Annotated in this window: 9 protein-coding genes, 1 tRNA gene and 3 pseudogenes; 6 read left to right on the top strand and 7 right to left on the bottom strand. The window is 61.1% G+C overall.

Annotated features, from left to right (window positions below):
• Positions 1-5: 5 nt before the first annotated feature.
• Entirely contained in the window at positions 6-1427 is a 1422-nt protein-coding gene (locus tag IVA79_RS04195) for a type II and III secretion system protein family protein (RefSeq protein ID WP_247550644.1), read from the bottom strand.
• A 28-nt stretch (positions 1428-1455) separates the two neighbouring features.
• Positions 1456-2190, bottom strand: a complete 735-nt coding sequence (locus IVA79_RS04190) for a response regulator transcription factor (RefSeq protein ID WP_247550596.1) — start codon at positions 2188-2190, stop codon at positions 1456-1458.
• Positions 2191-3218: 1028 nt separating this feature from the next.
• Here IVA79_RS04190 and IVA79_RS04185 point away from each other — a divergent pair.
• From IVA79_RS04185 to IVA79_RS04170, 4 genes and pseudogenes are all read left to right on the top strand, one after another.
• Positions 3219-3488 carry a hypothetical protein gene (locus tag IVA79_RS04185; RefSeq protein WP_247550594.1) on the top strand — a complete coding sequence of 90 codons (270 nt, stop codon included), beginning with the start codon at positions 3219-3221 and terminating at the stop codon, positions 3486-3488.
• A gap of 1785 nt (positions 3489-5273) precedes the next feature.
• Positions 5274-7679, top strand: a complete 2406-nt coding sequence (locus IVA79_RS04180) for a hypothetical protein (protein WP_346658143.1) — start codon at positions 5274-5276, stop codon at positions 7677-7679.
• Between the two features lie 730 nt (positions 7680-8409).
• Positions 8410-8567, top strand: a pseudogene (locus IVA79_RS04175) (IS6 family transposase); the annotation flags it as partial.
• 161 nt (positions 8568-8728) lie between these two features.
• A pseudogene (locus IVA79_RS04170) lies at positions 8729-9117 on the top strand (IS21 family transposase); the annotation flags it as partial.
• 20 nt (positions 9118-9137) lie between these two features.
• Here IVA79_RS04170 and IVA79_RS04165 read toward each other — a convergent pair.
• From IVA79_RS04165 to IVA79_RS04150, 4 genes and pseudogenes are all read right to left on the bottom strand, one after another.
• Positions 9138-9557 (bottom strand): annotated as a pseudogene (locus tag IVA79_RS04165) (hypothetical protein); the annotation flags it as partial.
• A 571-nt stretch (positions 9558-10128) separates the two neighbouring features.
• Positions 10129-10203, bottom strand: a tRNA-Val gene (locus tag IVA79_RS04160).
• A 159-nt stretch (positions 10204-10362) separates the two neighbouring features.
• Positions 10363-11658, bottom strand: coding sequence for a hypothetical protein (locus IVA79_RS04155; protein WP_247550584.1), 1296 nt, complete (start codon positions 11656-11658; stop codon positions 10363-10365).
• A gap of 121 nt (positions 11659-11779) precedes the next feature.
• Positions 11780-12385 carry a DUF1134 domain-containing protein gene (locus tag IVA79_RS04150; RefSeq protein ID WP_247550583.1) on the bottom strand — a complete coding sequence of 202 codons (606 nt, stop codon included), beginning with the start codon at positions 12383-12385 and terminating at the stop codon, positions 11780-11782.
• A 140-nt stretch (positions 12386-12525) separates the two neighbouring features.
• On the opposite strand from IVA79_RS04150, the gene IVA79_RS04145 reads away from it, so the two are divergent.
• Entirely contained in the window at positions 12526-13011 is a 486-nt protein-coding gene (locus tag IVA79_RS04145; RefSeq protein WP_247550581.1) for a YHS domain-containing (seleno)protein, read from the top strand.
• A gap of 12 nt (positions 13012-13023) precedes the next feature.
• Here IVA79_RS04145 and IVA79_RS04140 read toward each other — a convergent pair whose 3' ends face one another.
• Positions 13024-13845 (bottom strand): 3'(2'),5'-bisphosphate nucleotidase CysQ, encoded by an 822-nt coding sequence (locus IVA79_RS04140; RefSeq protein ID WP_247550579.1) that lies wholly within the window; start codon positions 13843-13845, stop codon positions 13024-13026.
• A gap of 189 nt (positions 13846-14034) precedes the next feature.
• On the opposite strand from IVA79_RS04140, the gene IVA79_RS04135 reads away from it, so the two are divergent.
• Entirely contained in the window at positions 14035-14688 is a 654-nt protein-coding gene (locus IVA79_RS04135) for a histidine phosphotransferase family protein (protein WP_247550577.1), read from the top strand.
• The last annotated feature ends 293 nt before the right edge of the window (positions 14689-14981 follow it).

Below are 14981 nucleotides of genomic sequence, written 5' to 3'. Positions count from 1 at the left end.
GATCCTCATTCGATGATGTGGCCGGTGCCCCTTGTCGCGCCTGGTACGCTTATCGGGGGAGCACTGCGAACAGGCGAGCGCGTTGCCAATGTGTTCGTCAGACTGCGCGCGAGGTCTGAGGGCGGAGCGATGCGGTCGGTGGGCGCACTCATCTGCTTCGAGTTCGATCTTGGCCGCACGACGTAAGGCGTGACGATGATCACGAGTTCCGTCTCATCCTGTTGAAATGACGATGAGCGAAATAGCGCACCAAGTATCGGAACGTCGCCGAGCCAGGGGAAAGTCGTGATCTCAGTGCTGAAGTTGCGCCGGATAAGCCCACCAATTGCAAAGCTTTGGCCGCTGGCGAGCTCGACAACCGTGTTCGCACGCCGGGTGGAGAGAGCCGGTACGGAGATGCCGTTGATATTGACAGCACCTTGTGATGATAGTTCGCTGACTTCAGGCTTCACGCGGATATTGATCTGATTGTTACTGAGAACGGTCGGTACAAACTCCAGGCTGACGCCGAAGTGACGGAACTCGACAGAGACCTGCCGATTGTCCTGCAACACCGGAATGGGAAATTCGCCGCCGGCGAGGAAGCTGGCGGATTCGCCTGACATTGCGGTGAGGTTCGGTTCAGCAAGTACGGAAGCGAGGCGCTCGTGAGCCAGTGCATCGAGCATAGCGCTGACGTTCACATGGCCAGTGTTGACTCCTATCTTCGCCGTACCGCCGCCCTGCGCCGCGCCGTATCCACCACCACTGCCACTGACCAAGCCGAGAGTGAAAGGGCCAGCTTGACCGGAAGCGGAGAGGTTGACGCCGAGCTCCTTCATAGCGCTCCGGGAGACCTCCGCCACCCGCACGCTCAGGTTCACCTGCAATGACCCCGCCACCTGAATCTTGTTGACGACGAGCGCACCAGACCCAAGAAACTGCTCGGTCACTTTCATCGCTATGTCGACGATCTCCGCATTGGGCGCCGTACCGCTAAGGATGGCCCCGCGCGGGGTGTAGCTTACCTGGATGGGATAGTCGCCGACCTGGGCTTTCAGCGTGGCGCGCAGATCCTCGATCGGCTGCGTGACGACAACACGCAGTTCAGCGAGAGCCTCCCCGCCCTCGTTCAGTGCGAACAAGGTGGTCCGCCCGGATTTTTTGCCGAAAACGAAGATGGTCTTGTTCGAAGGTGCCTGATAGTCCGCGACCGTAGGATCTGCGATAAAGATGCTCGCAGCTGGCGCTGGCAGATGAATCGTCTTACCCAGCGAAGAGGAAAGGGTCAGCGTTCCGCTAATGCCGTCGGCAGCCGTACGCTGCGGCCCACCTCCATCATCCCGCTTGATCTGAGCTACGGCAGCAGCCGGGAATAGCAGGACGACCACGCACAAAAGCTGCGAAAGACAAGGAAGAAAGGTGGACGAAAGGCCGTTGGCGGCGATCGATCCTCGAGTGACGCCGGCATGCTTGTCAAGAATGATGCTCAAGATGGTCTTTTCTTTCAAGTTCGATTGGCTGCGCGGTCGATGCCGCGCATTTCAATTCAAGGACGTAGCCGATCCCGCGCGCGGTTTTGATCCGTAGCGTCGCACCGGACTGACTCAAATGACCGCGCAAACGATAGATTCCGACCTCAAGCGCATTGGTGGAGACCTCGTCGTCAAATGCATAGAGGCTATCCTGCAATGACGCGCGAGCCACGGTGCGGCCGGCGCGGCTGAGCAGATGTTCGAGAATGCACACCTCGCGGCGGGCAATCTTCAGCGGTCGACCATTGACCGACGCTTGCCTGCCGATCGAATCGAATCGTAGATTGCCAAAGGTAACGATGGGGGCCGTCATTTGCGTTGATCGGCGCAGAGTAGCGCGCATCCGTGCGATGAGTTCATCAGTAGATACGGGCTTGGGCAGGAAGTCGTCCGCACCGCCATTAAATAGCGCTATCCGCCTACCGAGCTCGTTGAAGTTACTCATCATCACGGCAGGCATCGAATGTCCGTCACGTCTCAACTGCTTCAGCCAATCCAAGCCGTCTCCATCCGGTAGAACCAACTCGAGCAAGAGAATGTCATACCTGGCGCAAGAAAATGCGGCGGCCGCCTCGTCCAGGGTGCACGCTACGTCAACGGCAAAACCGCAATCGGAGAGCGCATCCTGTACAACGCGCGCTGGGTCTGTCTCATGATCAACGAGTAGCGTTCGCATTCCGCGACCTCCTATCAAGTCACGCCAAGAGCACCCACCACGTCAGGTTCGAGCATGCGCGGAATTGAACAGTCCGGCCTCCGCGTAAGCGTTGGAATCCGGAATAGACGAAGAGAAGCGGTGCTGGCGACTCGCATACTGGATGGGGATTCCATTGTAAGCTCGACTGGCGTTGTTCACTGTCTCACGTGGCGCGCATGCATCTTGGTGACGTCGAATGTGCTCTCGCCACCGGGACATAGGCGGCAATCAATCAAATGCATCGATAGGCGGGCAGTACCCGCTCAGCGCCGGAACAATCCCGGTAGTTGTCGCCGACATCCTGAGGTCGAGATGATTGCCGAGAACACATCGAATGGTGAAATCCATGGTTTGGATCGATACATTCACATGGCGGATCAGTGACAATGCCGTTCCATGGTCTGGATCTAAATCTCCTCATCACGATCGATGCTCCCGATGGCGAGCGCAGCCGCACGGCCGCGGGTTTGATGGAAGGAGCAGCGATGATAGGCGATTTGCATCGCGGCCCTCAATTTGCAAAGCCTCACACGCCGGCAGACGTTCCGTGCTTGAGCAACGAACTCCTCATTCGGCCTGGAAGGTGAGCCTCCTTCGTGCTCCGATCACCGGAGCGACAGTGATGGCCAAGCGCGGCTACGCTCAGCTGGAGAACGCCATAACGAGGCCGTCCCGCCGCGCCTTCCTTTTTCTAACGTTTATAAAATCACCGAGACGCTGTGGAATGAACTGCTCAACGGCCGCACAATCCAAAGACAGGGGTGACATGAAGTTGGCTGCACCCGGCAAAACCGTGCCTACAATCCGATCGCGGCGTCCATGATCAAGTACTCATCGCAGCTTTTCCGACAGTAAACCTACCATGGTGCGTGATGCACGACGCTTTCCCTACCCGGCAGCACATGAAGTGTGAAATCAATTCTTTGGATGGATTGCATTCGCATCCTGGATAGTGACAACACGTCTGAGGTCTGTGTCTCAGTCTCCTAGTCGCACCTGATGCTCTGATGACCGAACGCAATCTGTCGCTGGCAGCTCTGGTGGGGCGAGCGATAAGTTTGGTGATTTGCATGGCGGCGTCGTCCTGCAAGGCTCACATTGGGCGCCGACTCTTCTGGACTAGCAAAACCCAGGTTATGGTCACTCGCCCAGCAATGTCGGTTCTGCTCCATCCGGACGTGGGAAAAAATGTTGTTGTGATCGACATTCTACGTTTGATCGGAATGGTGCATCATCTCGGAATCGGTGGGCGACTTGCTCCGGAATTCGCATGGTGAATGACCGCGCGTCAGCAAGTTGTTCCGTCTGAGCCGAAGCGCCCCGATCCTAGAGAGCTTGACGGCCAATAAGTCTTCCGCAGAGTGCATGGCAGTCGCATCGGAGTGCGGACAGATGCTTTGGTCAGGTTGTGGTCAGCTGGGTTGTGTATCCTCCTCGGCAAAGCTTGTCGCGGCACGAGTTCAATCGCGTGCATCTGATGTATGGCAGAATCGGTGGCTCCGTTTTGCGGAAGCGGTTGCCGGCCTGGAGCGAGGTGGGTCGTTGTCGGCGAGCGCGACGCCATACTTCCTGCGTTCCAATCCGCCCATTATCAGATCGTCGACTGAGAATCTTTCATGCGCAAAGTGACGAGATTCTTGTCCAGTGAAATAATGCACATCGCCAGTAACCCGCAGGAGTACTCGGATTTTGTTCGAAGAAAGCCGAGCGGGCTGCAACTGTCGGTGGGTGGAGGCTATTTCCAGTACTTACGATGATCCGGGTAAGCACGCGCGATTTTTCAGATATCAGGTTGGGTGACGAAACTATAGGGCTTTTAGGAGCCGGAGGCTCGGTCAGGATCAGGGGGAGACCATTTTCGCCAACAGTTCGGGCGTAACGATATCACGTCCGTGGTAGATCTACGCGTTACTTATCCGCTCGCCGAGAACGCGGGCGATATCCTGCTGGAGCATGAACTGCGAATGGACGGTGATCATCCGGTGGTCTTATCACGTCCTGGCGTAGGAGGTATGGAACACCGTCTAGCGGAAATGGATTTTGTTCACGTGGGTCGCAATAACTGGGTGCTTGATCCTCAACAGCATCCCAAAGTGTGGACGAAGAACGAGAACGACCAGTGGCACCGAGTAGTCAGGCATACAAAGTATCTTTCCAAAGTCGAGGATAGCGATAGTCAAGAGAGCTGCGAGACGGATTCGTGTGACGATGATCCCTCGTATTACCTGGAGCGCGCTGTTCGAAGATTGGCTGGAGGACAAGACGATTCGGAATGATGAGAGCGGGCTGGGGCGGACTGGTATTTCGCTATTGCAGGGGCCGGTTCAGAAGTGAACTTGAAGGAAGCGCTCGCGCCGGATCGTGCTCCTCGCGCGTGACATATGCCCGGTTTCGAACGTCAAGTTTGACTTCCTCGGCTACTGCTTCGGGCCGCGACGGGCAAAGAACTCACAAAACGCCTCGGTGTTTTGCAGTTTTCTGCCTCGGCTCAGCGCTTCGGCGCTGAAGTTTATGCGGGCGGAAATCCGGGATTTGAACCTCCGAAAAAGGACCCATGTGTCAATGGCTGACATCGCTCGGCAGCTCAATCTCCTCCTGCGGGGGGATTGTGTATTACGGTCGATTCAGGCCGGCGCCTCTGGGTCAATCCTTCGATACGTCAATCAGACAATCGAGGCTTGGATGGTGCGGAAGTTCAAACGCTTTATGGGGTCGCAAGGCCAAGACCGGCCGCGTTCTCGAACGACTATCTCGCGAACGTCCCGGGTTGTTCGCGCAATGGAAGATCGGCATACGCGGCTCGTTCGCCTGATGGGAGCCTAGTGACGCGAGAGTCTCACGCTGGGATCCTTGAGAGGCCGGCGGTGAGATTCCGCCGGCCTACTCGCCAAAGCCGTCTGCCCGGATCTGTGAGGGCAAAGCAAATGGCCGAGCTATTCGACCACGATCCACGGCGATGTGGGTTTCCTGTGCAACCGGAAAAACGCCCTTCGTCAGCTACTCGTCAGCCAGCCTGTCTATCCAGACAGGCTGCGCATTCTCGACTTGATTGGAGATGGAATATGACGGGCATTGGCCGATCTGGAAGATCGCGCACTGGAGATGCTGGAGCCGGATCGAGCAGTTCACGCTCGCACTCAAGGCTAGCCCCTGGGGAAGGCAGTCAATCGTTCGATTCCGTCGTGGAGCGGATGCGCTCTGGGCCCCAAGATAGAGGGACGCCCTCCGCTAGCACGGCGCGCGGTGCCGACGATGCCCTTGGCGACAGGTCTTCCGGTCCCTCCGTTGGCCCAGATCGAATCCTAGGCGCTGCGGCAAGTGCAGCCGCTGCTCCACGTGCAGTCACTGCGCGGCGGCGCGGCTTTCCCTCAGTGTCGGAGGGTGGAGACACGGCGCCAGTCGCCAGCCAGGCGCCAACTTCCGGTGTGGCAGTCCCCATTTCCTCGTCAGAGGAAGAAATCAACGCAGCAAGGCGACACATGGATCGCCTGCGTGAGGAACTTGACGCTTGCGGTAATGCGGGCATGCATGCCCAGAACTCGGAGGAGGCGCTAGAGCTGGCCGATCGGTTCGTCAAAGCAGGCTCGGCAGTTCTGGAGTACTACGCGAGCGTGCGCCCGGCCGTGGCGCGGAGCATTCTGTCCGACGCTGAGGCCCGTCAATACTGCTATGCCGTGCTCGATGCGGGGCATCAAGGCAAGCTTGTGGGCGGGGCGATTATCCACGCCTTGGAAAAGCGCAGAAAGAAATCGGAAAAGGTCTTCCAGCGGATTTACGAATCCAACGCTACCCCCGACCAGCTGAGCCGAGTGGCTTCCAGTATGGTGAAGGACCATGTGCCTGTCATCGAGTGGTGGGGAAAGAAGCTGTTGCGCTCGGAACGGATGCAGTCCGCCTGCGAGGCCACTGCCAACTTGGCAAGCACGACGCCCGAGATGCGGAAGGCCAACCAAGCCGCACTACGCCTGCATACCGGCTCGGCACTTTATGATGGGTGCTTTTATCTGGAATCGCGGATCGCGCTCGCGAAGCTTCTGATTGAGTCTCAGGCGAGCACGTTTGAACCAGCCGTGAGGGACGCCCTCATGGACGAGAACGGGCGGGTGCGTCTGCTCGGGACCTATATCCAGGATGCTTTTCCGGCATTCCTCTCGACGCACAAAGCCGTTCTGAACGAGGACGGAGAGCCCCTCGACGCAGAGCACTGCACCGTTCTGGAAGGAGCCATGGAACGGCATTCGGAATTGGCCTCAGGGGTGGAACGCATCGTTGCCAGGCTAAGGGATGCTGGAACGGATGCCGACCTTCCATTGGAACAGTTGGACCAGGTCGTGGAAGCTGCATGGGTCACCGCGCATCAAGTCACGCGACTTTTGGCAGTGCAGCCAAAGAGGCAAGTGGAGCGGCCTGCCCAGACTGCGATATCGGAAAAGACCGACTTAGCGGCTGAGAGCCACGCGGCGCGCAGGAAGGGGAAAGGCAAGCGCGCTCCGGCCGCAGGCGAGGGGAGTTCAACGGCCGGGCTGCGCGAGCCGCAGCTCGCTAGGCCCGACGCTGCCACAGCCTCTACTGCCAACGTTATCGTACTCTCGGATATGGGTACGAAGAAACTCGCGAGTGCGGAGGAGGCACGCGCGAGGGCGTCATCATCGGCGACCGGGCACCTGGCGATGTGGCAGGCTCCGCCCTCCAGGAATGCACTGACGGGATTACTCAAGCGATTGGACGAGCTGCTGCAGTTCGATCTGCCGGCTCAGCAAAGCGCCATCTCGCAAGCGCGCCAGATGAAGCCTGAGGACGCCGACCACGTCGTGGATCTCGTCCTTAAGCGCCTGCAGGCGCAAGAGGTCGAGATTAAGGCCTGTGTAGCCGCGCTGGAGGAGCCCCTCCGCCATGGCCTACTCACGCATGCGCAATTGCCTGAAGTGCACGGAAAAATAGTCCAGCTTAAGGCGATGTTATCCCAGGTTCAGGGACAGACAAACTCATTGAACGCACGAAAGGCGGCGATCACGATCGATTGCATGAAGACATACGCGTTTCCGTCGCAGAAGTACCTTGAACAGTTGCAGGCGGCCGAAGAACTTGCGTCTGTGTATCCACCCCGCGCCTTGAAGAGCGAGCCAGCGACGCTGTTCGAGATCAAGCTGCAGCCCAAGGCGCTGCGCAATGGTAGGATGCCAAATCCGATGTGGGTGCACATCCATACCAAGCTGCCGGTACATGCCTGGCAGTTGGCCACGCTGGGCAGCGCCGACTTCGCCGCTTGCCACGTGAAGTCCAATGAACAGCGCGGCTACAATCGGCAATGGCAGAGCGCTCGAGCCGCCACGGGGCACGAGAACGTCGTGATCCACCGCGGCAAGCTCACGCCTGCGTTCTGTAAGTCGTTGTTGAGCATCGTCCCATGCGACTCCCTTCGCGAGGCGGAGCATGCCTCGATGCAGTTCGCGCGCCTCAGGATGTAGTTACCTGAGTGTCTCACGCCAGAGCGTCGCTGTGGTGACACCATCAAGCAGACCGTTATCACCGAGAGGAAATCCTCGATGAACTCGAAGCCGGCGCGGGCTCCTCGAACAGATCGACAACGGGTCCGAGTGAAATTCGATCGGGAGCGTCGAGACCACAACTTCCTTTGGCTTGAAAAACAGCATCGCGGCGCTTGTCGCCGCGCTTGCGATGGCCGGGTCCGATTAGCCTAGGACCAGCTATGCTTCAGACGTGAATGAAGCAGTTTTGCGCGTTTGTGTTTGAGACCCCGTCGCCGACCGCTTCGTTAAGTGTCGGTGGCGCCGTGCGTAGCGCCCCAAAAAGATAGGGCTTCCGGCCTGGAGCGCCAGAATCCGGTTTAAAGGGCCAAACGCGTCCGGGCCAGCCGCACCGGGCTCTCGTGCTGGGGGGATTGGCCCTTTCCGCTACTCTGGGGGCACGATGAGGGGGCGTTGCTGACCTCAAAGCAAGGAGACGCCCGTGAGAACAATTGTTCGCATCGGTTCGGATACGTGAAGAGGGTAGTGTTTCAGCTGCATGGCGTTGACAGGACGGAGCAGCCGAGGGTTGAGGGTGCGGAAGCCACGGTCAAGTTAACGAATTGGAGCGGCCGAGCGGGCAGACGAGCGGCATGCCAACCGCCCGGTGTTCTTTCTCGCCGTCATGGTTTCCCACCGGAACTCTGCTATGCCGGCTTGGGACGCGCCTTCGTACGGCGCTGCAAGGGCGAAGATGGGCTTTCACACCGACGGACCATCGCCACCACAAAGCTCTCAACCACCGCGCTGAGAATTCTCACCCGCCGACGCGAGCGGATCATAAAGCGGCTTAAATCGTCCCGTCAGACTCAGCGGTTTCTGTCAGTTGTCGCGCGCCATGGAAAACTGCCCCCTCATATTGCCTCAGATGACAATGTTACCGAAACGCACCCTACCTGTCTCCCGAATCAGCTGCCGCGAGTCCGAGCAAGCCGCTCGCGAAGCGCGCCCTCCAGAGCGCCGTGGCGAGCGAGCGGCTTGCGGTGATTCGGCCGCGCGACAAAGCCAAGGTCGAAGTAGGGGTCCAAATTGTGTCGGGCGATGGATTCTGGCGCGCCTGCGCGCCCGCCGCTTCTTCTCGCTCGCCGCCCTTAACGAAGCAATTTACGCGCTCCTTGTCGAGCTGAACGCTCGACCGCTCCGGAGCTGGGGGCGAAGCCGGCGCGACCTGTTCGAAGTGCTCGATTGCCCGGCGCTGACCCCATTGCCAGATCAGCCGTACGAGTATGCCGAGTGGAAGCGCTGCCGGGTCAATCTCGATTATCACGTCGAGATCGCCAAGCATTCCTAAAGCGTCCCTCACAACCTCGTGCATCAGGAGGTCGAGGCTCGCATCACCCTAAAGACCGTTGAGATTTTCCTGCGCGGCAAGCGCGTCGTCCGCCTGAACTACAAGTTCGTAATCAGACCAAAAGAGTCGATGCGAGAGCGATTGCGATCAGTGCCAAACGCCAAGCTCGTGTTGTCACCTCTGAAGTCAGCCCAGTTGCCTTGGCCTTCGAAACCGAACACCCAATTTGCCGTCTGCCAGCGATAGCCAATCTGACGACGGATCCTGCCCCCGACAGCATTATGGCAACCCTCGCCCACCAGAGCGCCTGGGACACCGAAAATGCCGGCTGCATCCACAAAATCCCAGCACTTGTGGCTTGAACCGCCGCCGCCGTTGATGCCGATGTAAAAGCCGCTCCAGTCGTAAACAGAAGCAACCATCGGAGGCGCCTTCGTATATGGCCGCGCGGCCAGATCCGCCGCACTGGCGGGAGCGACCAGTCCCAGAGTTAGTGTTCCGGCCACAGCCGCTAAAAGCCTTTTCATGCGTGTGTCTCCCCAGAAATACGGTTCAATGAAACGGAAGCGTTTGGCTCCGTGCCCGATTAAGAGTACGTCGTTCGCCTCTACGTTGCTGAAGCCGGCTTGCAACACTCGCGGTCAAAGACGAGCGAAATTCTTCATAGTTATTAGATAATTGCGTAACGAAAATCCCGGTGGCGTGCACATCGGGGGCTACGTCAACCGTTATGGCTGAAGATGTGCCATCGCGGATGGGTGACGAGTACCGTGGATATGCCCTGATAAACGAGAACCCGTCAGCCCTATGTGGCTGGCAGGATTTTCTTTAGGCGCGCAGCCGAAGTCCTGCTGCTCGGCAGAATGATCGCTCACCGCCTGAGAAGGACTAAAGGCAGAGAGAAACAGTGCAGGAACGTCGCAGACAAGAGCGCATCGAGACAAACGAGGCCGCCTACACCGATTGGTGGCGAGAAAATCGGACGGTCGCACGATGAGCAGCCGACCCCTATTGCTCCGTGCCCCTGTTGTGCCCCAGCTTTTTTGGGGCACATACTTGGAGAACCGCGTCGATAAGTAGCTGATTTCACGGGGTAAATGGTGGGCGCACAAGGGATCGAACCTTGGACCTCTCCCGTGTGAAGGGAACGCTCTCCCGCTGAGCTATGCGCCCGGGACCATCATGCAGACGGCCGGACCTTTCGGCCGGCCGGCGCATCGGAGCCCGCGATTTAGAAGTGCGGGCTTGAGGTGTCAAGTTTCCAGGCGCCGCGGGGGCGGAAAACCTTGGCCCCCGCACGCAATTGGCGAAGGAAACCGGATTCTTGGCCGCTTACGCGCCCTGCTGGCGGGCGCGGGAGGCGTGGGCCTGCAGCGCCCGGATGCGCTCGGCCAGCGTTCCGCCGCCTTCGGGCAGGCTGGCAGCCGCGCCATTGGTTGCGGCGTCGTTGGCCGGGCGCGGCGCCGGCTTCGGCGGCTGGCCGGCCTCGGCCGCCAGCAGCGCCTCGATCGGCGAGTTCGGGCCTTCGAGCTGCATCGCGAGCTTTGCCACCTCGGCGGCGATGTCGTTGATGCGCTCGCGCAGCAGCGCGTTCTCCATCCGCTCGGTCGCCCAGGAGCTCTCGGCCTGTTGCTGGATCGCGTTGATGTCGCGCTGGAGCTTGGCGCGCTCGTCGCGGGCGGTGCGGAGCTGTTCCTCGAGCGCGGTCTTTTCGGCGCGCAGCGCCTCCATGGCGGCCGACGATTTGCCGCCGCTGAGGCCCGCGATCTCGACGCGCAGCTCCTTGACGGTGCGCTCGTTGGCCTCATTGGCTTGGCGCAGCTGGTTGTTCTCGTACTCGCGCTCGGCGAGCAGCTTGCCCTGCGTGGCGAGCCGTCCCTCGAGGTCGGCGACGCGGCCCGACAGCATCTCGGCTTCCTTGACCTGTCCGATCAGCTGGCGATCGAGCTCGGTGACGCGCTGGCTCAGATTCTCGACCCGGCCGCGGGCATCGCCGAGCTCGCGCGAGGCGGTCTCCGATTCCAGACGCTCCTGCGCGAGCCGCGCCTGCGTCGCCGCGAACTCCTTCTCGGCATCGCCGACGCGGTTCTTCAACTCCTCGATCTGCGCACGCACGGCGACCAGCTCGACCTGGCGGCTCTCCGCCATCATCGAGCGGTCGGACAGTTCGGAATTGATTTTTGCCAGCTCGTTCTGCTTGTCGGTCAGCGCATTCTCGGCGGCGCGCAGGGCTTCGGTCTTGGTGTTGAATTCTTCCTCGGTGGCGCGGAGCTGCTCCTTCACCGCCTTCTCGCGCGCCTCGAGCGCGAAGATCGTGGCGTTCTTCTCGCCGAGCTCAATCTTCATGCGGTTGATGGCGTCGCTCTTCTTGCCGAGCTCGGCGAGCTGGCTCGTGGTCTTGTTCTTGAGCTGCTCGACGCTCATCTCGAGCCGCCGCGCCGACATCGCGAATTCGGCGCGGAGCTGGTCCTTGTCGGCCTGGATCTCCGCCATCGACAGCGGCGTTGCGGCCTCCAGCCGGCGCGTGGTCAGGCGCACGGCGCGGTTGTGCACCAGCGGCACGATCGCAAGCCCGCACAGCATCGAGAGCAGGAAACCGATCGCCAGGTACATGATCGGTTCGACCATGGGCCAGAACTCCCAAGCTTAAGGAAAAATTCACCAACGACCATGCCATGGCGGGCCGGCAAAAAGCCAGCCCCGGCCTGTCGTTAACCTTGATCCGTAAGCAGGCGGGAGAAGGAAAGCGCTAGAATGGGTTCCAGGTCGCTCGCGGCGTGTATTTGAGATAGCCGATATTGGCGCCCAGCCGCAGGCCGAGTCCGGAGCGGATCGGCACCAGCACGATGTTGTTGGCGGTGAGCGCCGTCATGCCGAAGCCGCCGATGATGTAGGCCGAGCCGTCGAGGCCGGCGAAGCGCTGGTAGATCGCGTTGGTGGCGGGCAGATTATAGACCAGCGTCATGGTGCGCGCGCCATCGCCGCCCCAGTCGAAGCCGAGCGAGGGGCCCTGCCAGTAGACGCGCAAGTCTCCGGCGTTCTTGGTGTACAGCGTGCCTTCGCCGTAGCGCAGGCCGGCGACGAAGGCGCCGGAACCTTCCTCACCCAGGATATAGCCGTTCGGCAGGCCCCATTGGCTGACCGCCTTCTCGATGATCGAGGCGAGGCCGCGCGAGACGTTGCCGAAGAAACGGTGCCCGGCGCCGACGAGCTCATCGGGCCCGTAGGTGTTGGGCGTCGGGGTCCGCTGCGGCGGCGGCAGATTGGGCGGCGGGGCCTGCTGGGCCGAGGCCGGCACGATCCAGCCCACCATCGCGACGAGCGCGAGCGCAGCAAGGCGTGATGCGAAAGTCATGAAAGAACCCCTGGTACCGAATCCGGTCGCTTCCTTAACCTGGCGCCAACAGGCGCGGCTCTAGGTTTGCGCCGGATGTCCCCTCGACTCGGATGTTATCCGCAGCAACTATGACGGCACAACGGCAGGAAGATAGCCCTTTGCGCCCCGGAATTGCCTTGATCCGCCTCGTCGTCTGCCTGTTGTCGGGCATATGGATCATCGGCGCGGGGTTGCCGGCCGGGGCCGCCACCACCGAGCGGATCGTCGTCAACCGCTTCAGCGGCGTTGCCATCGAGGGCTTCGACCCCGTCGCTTATTTCGTCGCTGGCCGGGCGATGCGAGGGACGGCAGAATTCGAGGCCAGCCTCTGGGGCGCGGTCTGGCGCTTCCGCAACGAGGGCAACCGCGCTTCCTTCCTGGCCCATCCCGAAATCTATGGGCCGCAATTCGGCGGCTACGATCCCGCAGATATCGCCCGCGGCGTTACCATCGCCGGCAATCCCCGCTTCTTCGCGATCGTGGCGCAGCGGCTGTACCTGTTCAGCCGGGAAGCCAATCGCGATGCCTTTGCCGCCAACCCCGAGCGGTTCCTCTATGAGGTGGGCAAGCGCTGGCCGGCGCTTTGGGAACAGCTCAGCCAGTAGCAGCCTACCGCCTTAGGGTTTTGCCGCCTGTGGGTCGCCCCAGGCGATGAACTCCGGGATGATGAAGCCGGTGTCGCCGCGCTGGCCGAAGCGGAGCTCGCCGCCTTTGCCGTCGGTCACCCTGCCGCCGGCGGCGGTCACCACCGCAGCGCCTGCCCCGACGTCCCATTCACAGGTGGGCCCGAAGCGGGGATAGATGTCGGCGCTGCCTTCCGCGATGCGGCCGAATTTCACGGCCGAGCCGCAGGTCTTTCTCACGGCGTTGGGCCTGCTGTCGATGAACGCCTCGCTCTGGGGATCACCATGCGAGCGGCTCACCGCCGCGATCCAGGGTTCTCCCCGCGCCGGCAGCTTGCGGGTGTGGATCGGCTCGGCCGCGCCGATGGTCGCGCCGTCAAACCGCACGCGCTCAGCGCCGCGGCCGACGATGCCGCGCCACAGCAGGCCGAGCGCGGGTGCGCTGACGATGCCCAGCAGCGGCACGCCTGACGTCACGAGGGCGAGGTTGACGGTGAATTCGTCGCGGCCGGCGACGAACTCCTTGGTGCCGTCGAGCGGATCGATCAGGAAGAAGCTGCCCTCGAATGGCGGGGAGGCGAGCTGGGTCCGTTCTTCCGAGAGCGACGGGACGTCGCCGGCGAGCTGGGCCAGGCCCTCCGCGATGATGTGGTCGGCGGCAAGGTCAGCCTCGGTCACCGGCGAGCCGTCCTGCTTGCCGTCGACCCGCATCGCCGCGCGGTTGACGGCAAGGATCGCCTCGCCGGCCTTCACCACCAGCGCCGTCAAGGCCTCCATCAGGCCGGATGCGGCCGCGGCGTCGATGATCCGCTTCACCTGGATGCCTCAATCATCGGCAATTCGCTCCTTCTCAACTGATTCGCCCGTGGCTATGACCGCCTTGAGGCGATGGCAAGCTAGCTGCCGCGGGCTGGCGAATGTTAGAACCCGCAGCATCCGTCAAGCATGCGTGATTCGCGGCGTCCAGCGCCGTGCAATTCCAGGAACCCTCCAGGACCCCTTTATATGTCTGACGCCTCGTCGCCCTCGACTGCCACTGCTCCCGATATGCTCGAACTCGCTGCGCTCCTGTGCTCGCGGGTCTGCCACGATCTCATCAGCCCTGTCGGCGCCATCGTCAACGGGCTCGAAGTGCTCGACGACGATCCCAAGCCCGAAGACCGCGAGTTCGCGCTCGACCTGATTCGCAAGAGCGCCAAGACCGCCTCCGCCCGGCTCCAGTTCTGCCGTCTTGCCTTCGGCGCGGCCGGCTCCTCCGGCGCGCAGATCGATCTCGGCGATGCCCAGACCATGGCGAAGGGCCACATCGAGGATGGCAAGTGCTCGATCACCTGGAATCTGCCGCGGCTCCTGATGCCGAAGAACCGCGTCAAGCTGCTGCTCAACATGCTGGTCGTCGCCCAGCATACGATCCCGCGCGGCGGCATGCTGACGATCGACCCGATCGGGGAGGGCGAGACGATGAGCTTTCGCATCACCGCGACCGGCCATAACGCGCGCCTGCCGCAGAACATCTCCGAGCTGTTGAGCGGCGAGCGCGGGCCTGCCGCGGATGCGCATGCGATCCAGCCTTATTATACGCGGCTGCTCGCGCAGGCCTGCGGGCTCACCGTGAAGCTGGCGCCGGAAGGCGAAGCCATCACCGTTACCGCTTCGTAAACGGCGCGTCGCGCCCGGCAGCTTAATTGATTCTTTACGAGGCGCTTCGGCTTGTCCGGAGCGCCTTATCTCTTTGTTGGTTCCGTTCTTTTGCACATACTCAACCAATATTAAACGCTTTGCGGTGAAGCTGGCCCCATTCCGAAATGGCGCATCACACCTCGTGCGCGCCCTTCCTGTATGAAGGCCAGTTTTCATGGATGATCTGTTGCGGGAGTTTTTGACGGAGACCAGCGAGAGCCTGGACACCGTCGACAATCAGCTGGTGAAGTTCGAGCAGGAGCCGAACAACG

This window comes from Bradyrhizobium sp. 138 (genome assembly GCF_023074075.1).
Classification (GTDB): Bacteria; Pseudomonadota; Alphaproteobacteria; order Rhizobiales; family Xanthobacteraceae; genus Bradyrhizobium.
The sequence above is the reverse complement of the archived record's forward strand: the minus strand, read 5'-3'. Positions and strand labels throughout refer to the sequence as shown.

Coding starts and splice junctions, on each gene's coding strand:
- IVA79_RS04190 (WP_247550596.1), bottom strand. CDS start 2,190: ATGCGAACGCTACTCGTTGATCATGAGACAGACCCAGCGCGCGTTGTA.
- IVA79_RS04185 (WP_247550594.1), top strand. CDS start 3,219: ATGACCGAACGCAATCTGTCGCTGGCAGCTCTGGTGGGGCGAGCGATA.
- IVA79_RS04180 (WP_346658143.1), top strand. CDS start 5,274: ATGACGGGCATTGGCCGATCTGGAAGATCGCGCACTGGAGATGCTGGA.
- IVA79_RS04155 (WP_247550584.1), bottom strand. CDS start 11,658: ATGGTCGAACCGATCATGTACCTGGCGATCGGTTTCCTGCTCTCGATG.
- IVA79_RS04150 (WP_247550583.1), bottom strand. CDS start 12,385: ATGACTTTCGCATCACGCCTTGCTGCGCTCGCGCTCGTCGCGATGGTG.
- IVA79_RS04135 (WP_247550577.1), top strand. CDS start 14,035: ATGTCTGACGCCTCGTCGCCCTCGACTGCCACTGCTCCCGATATGCTC.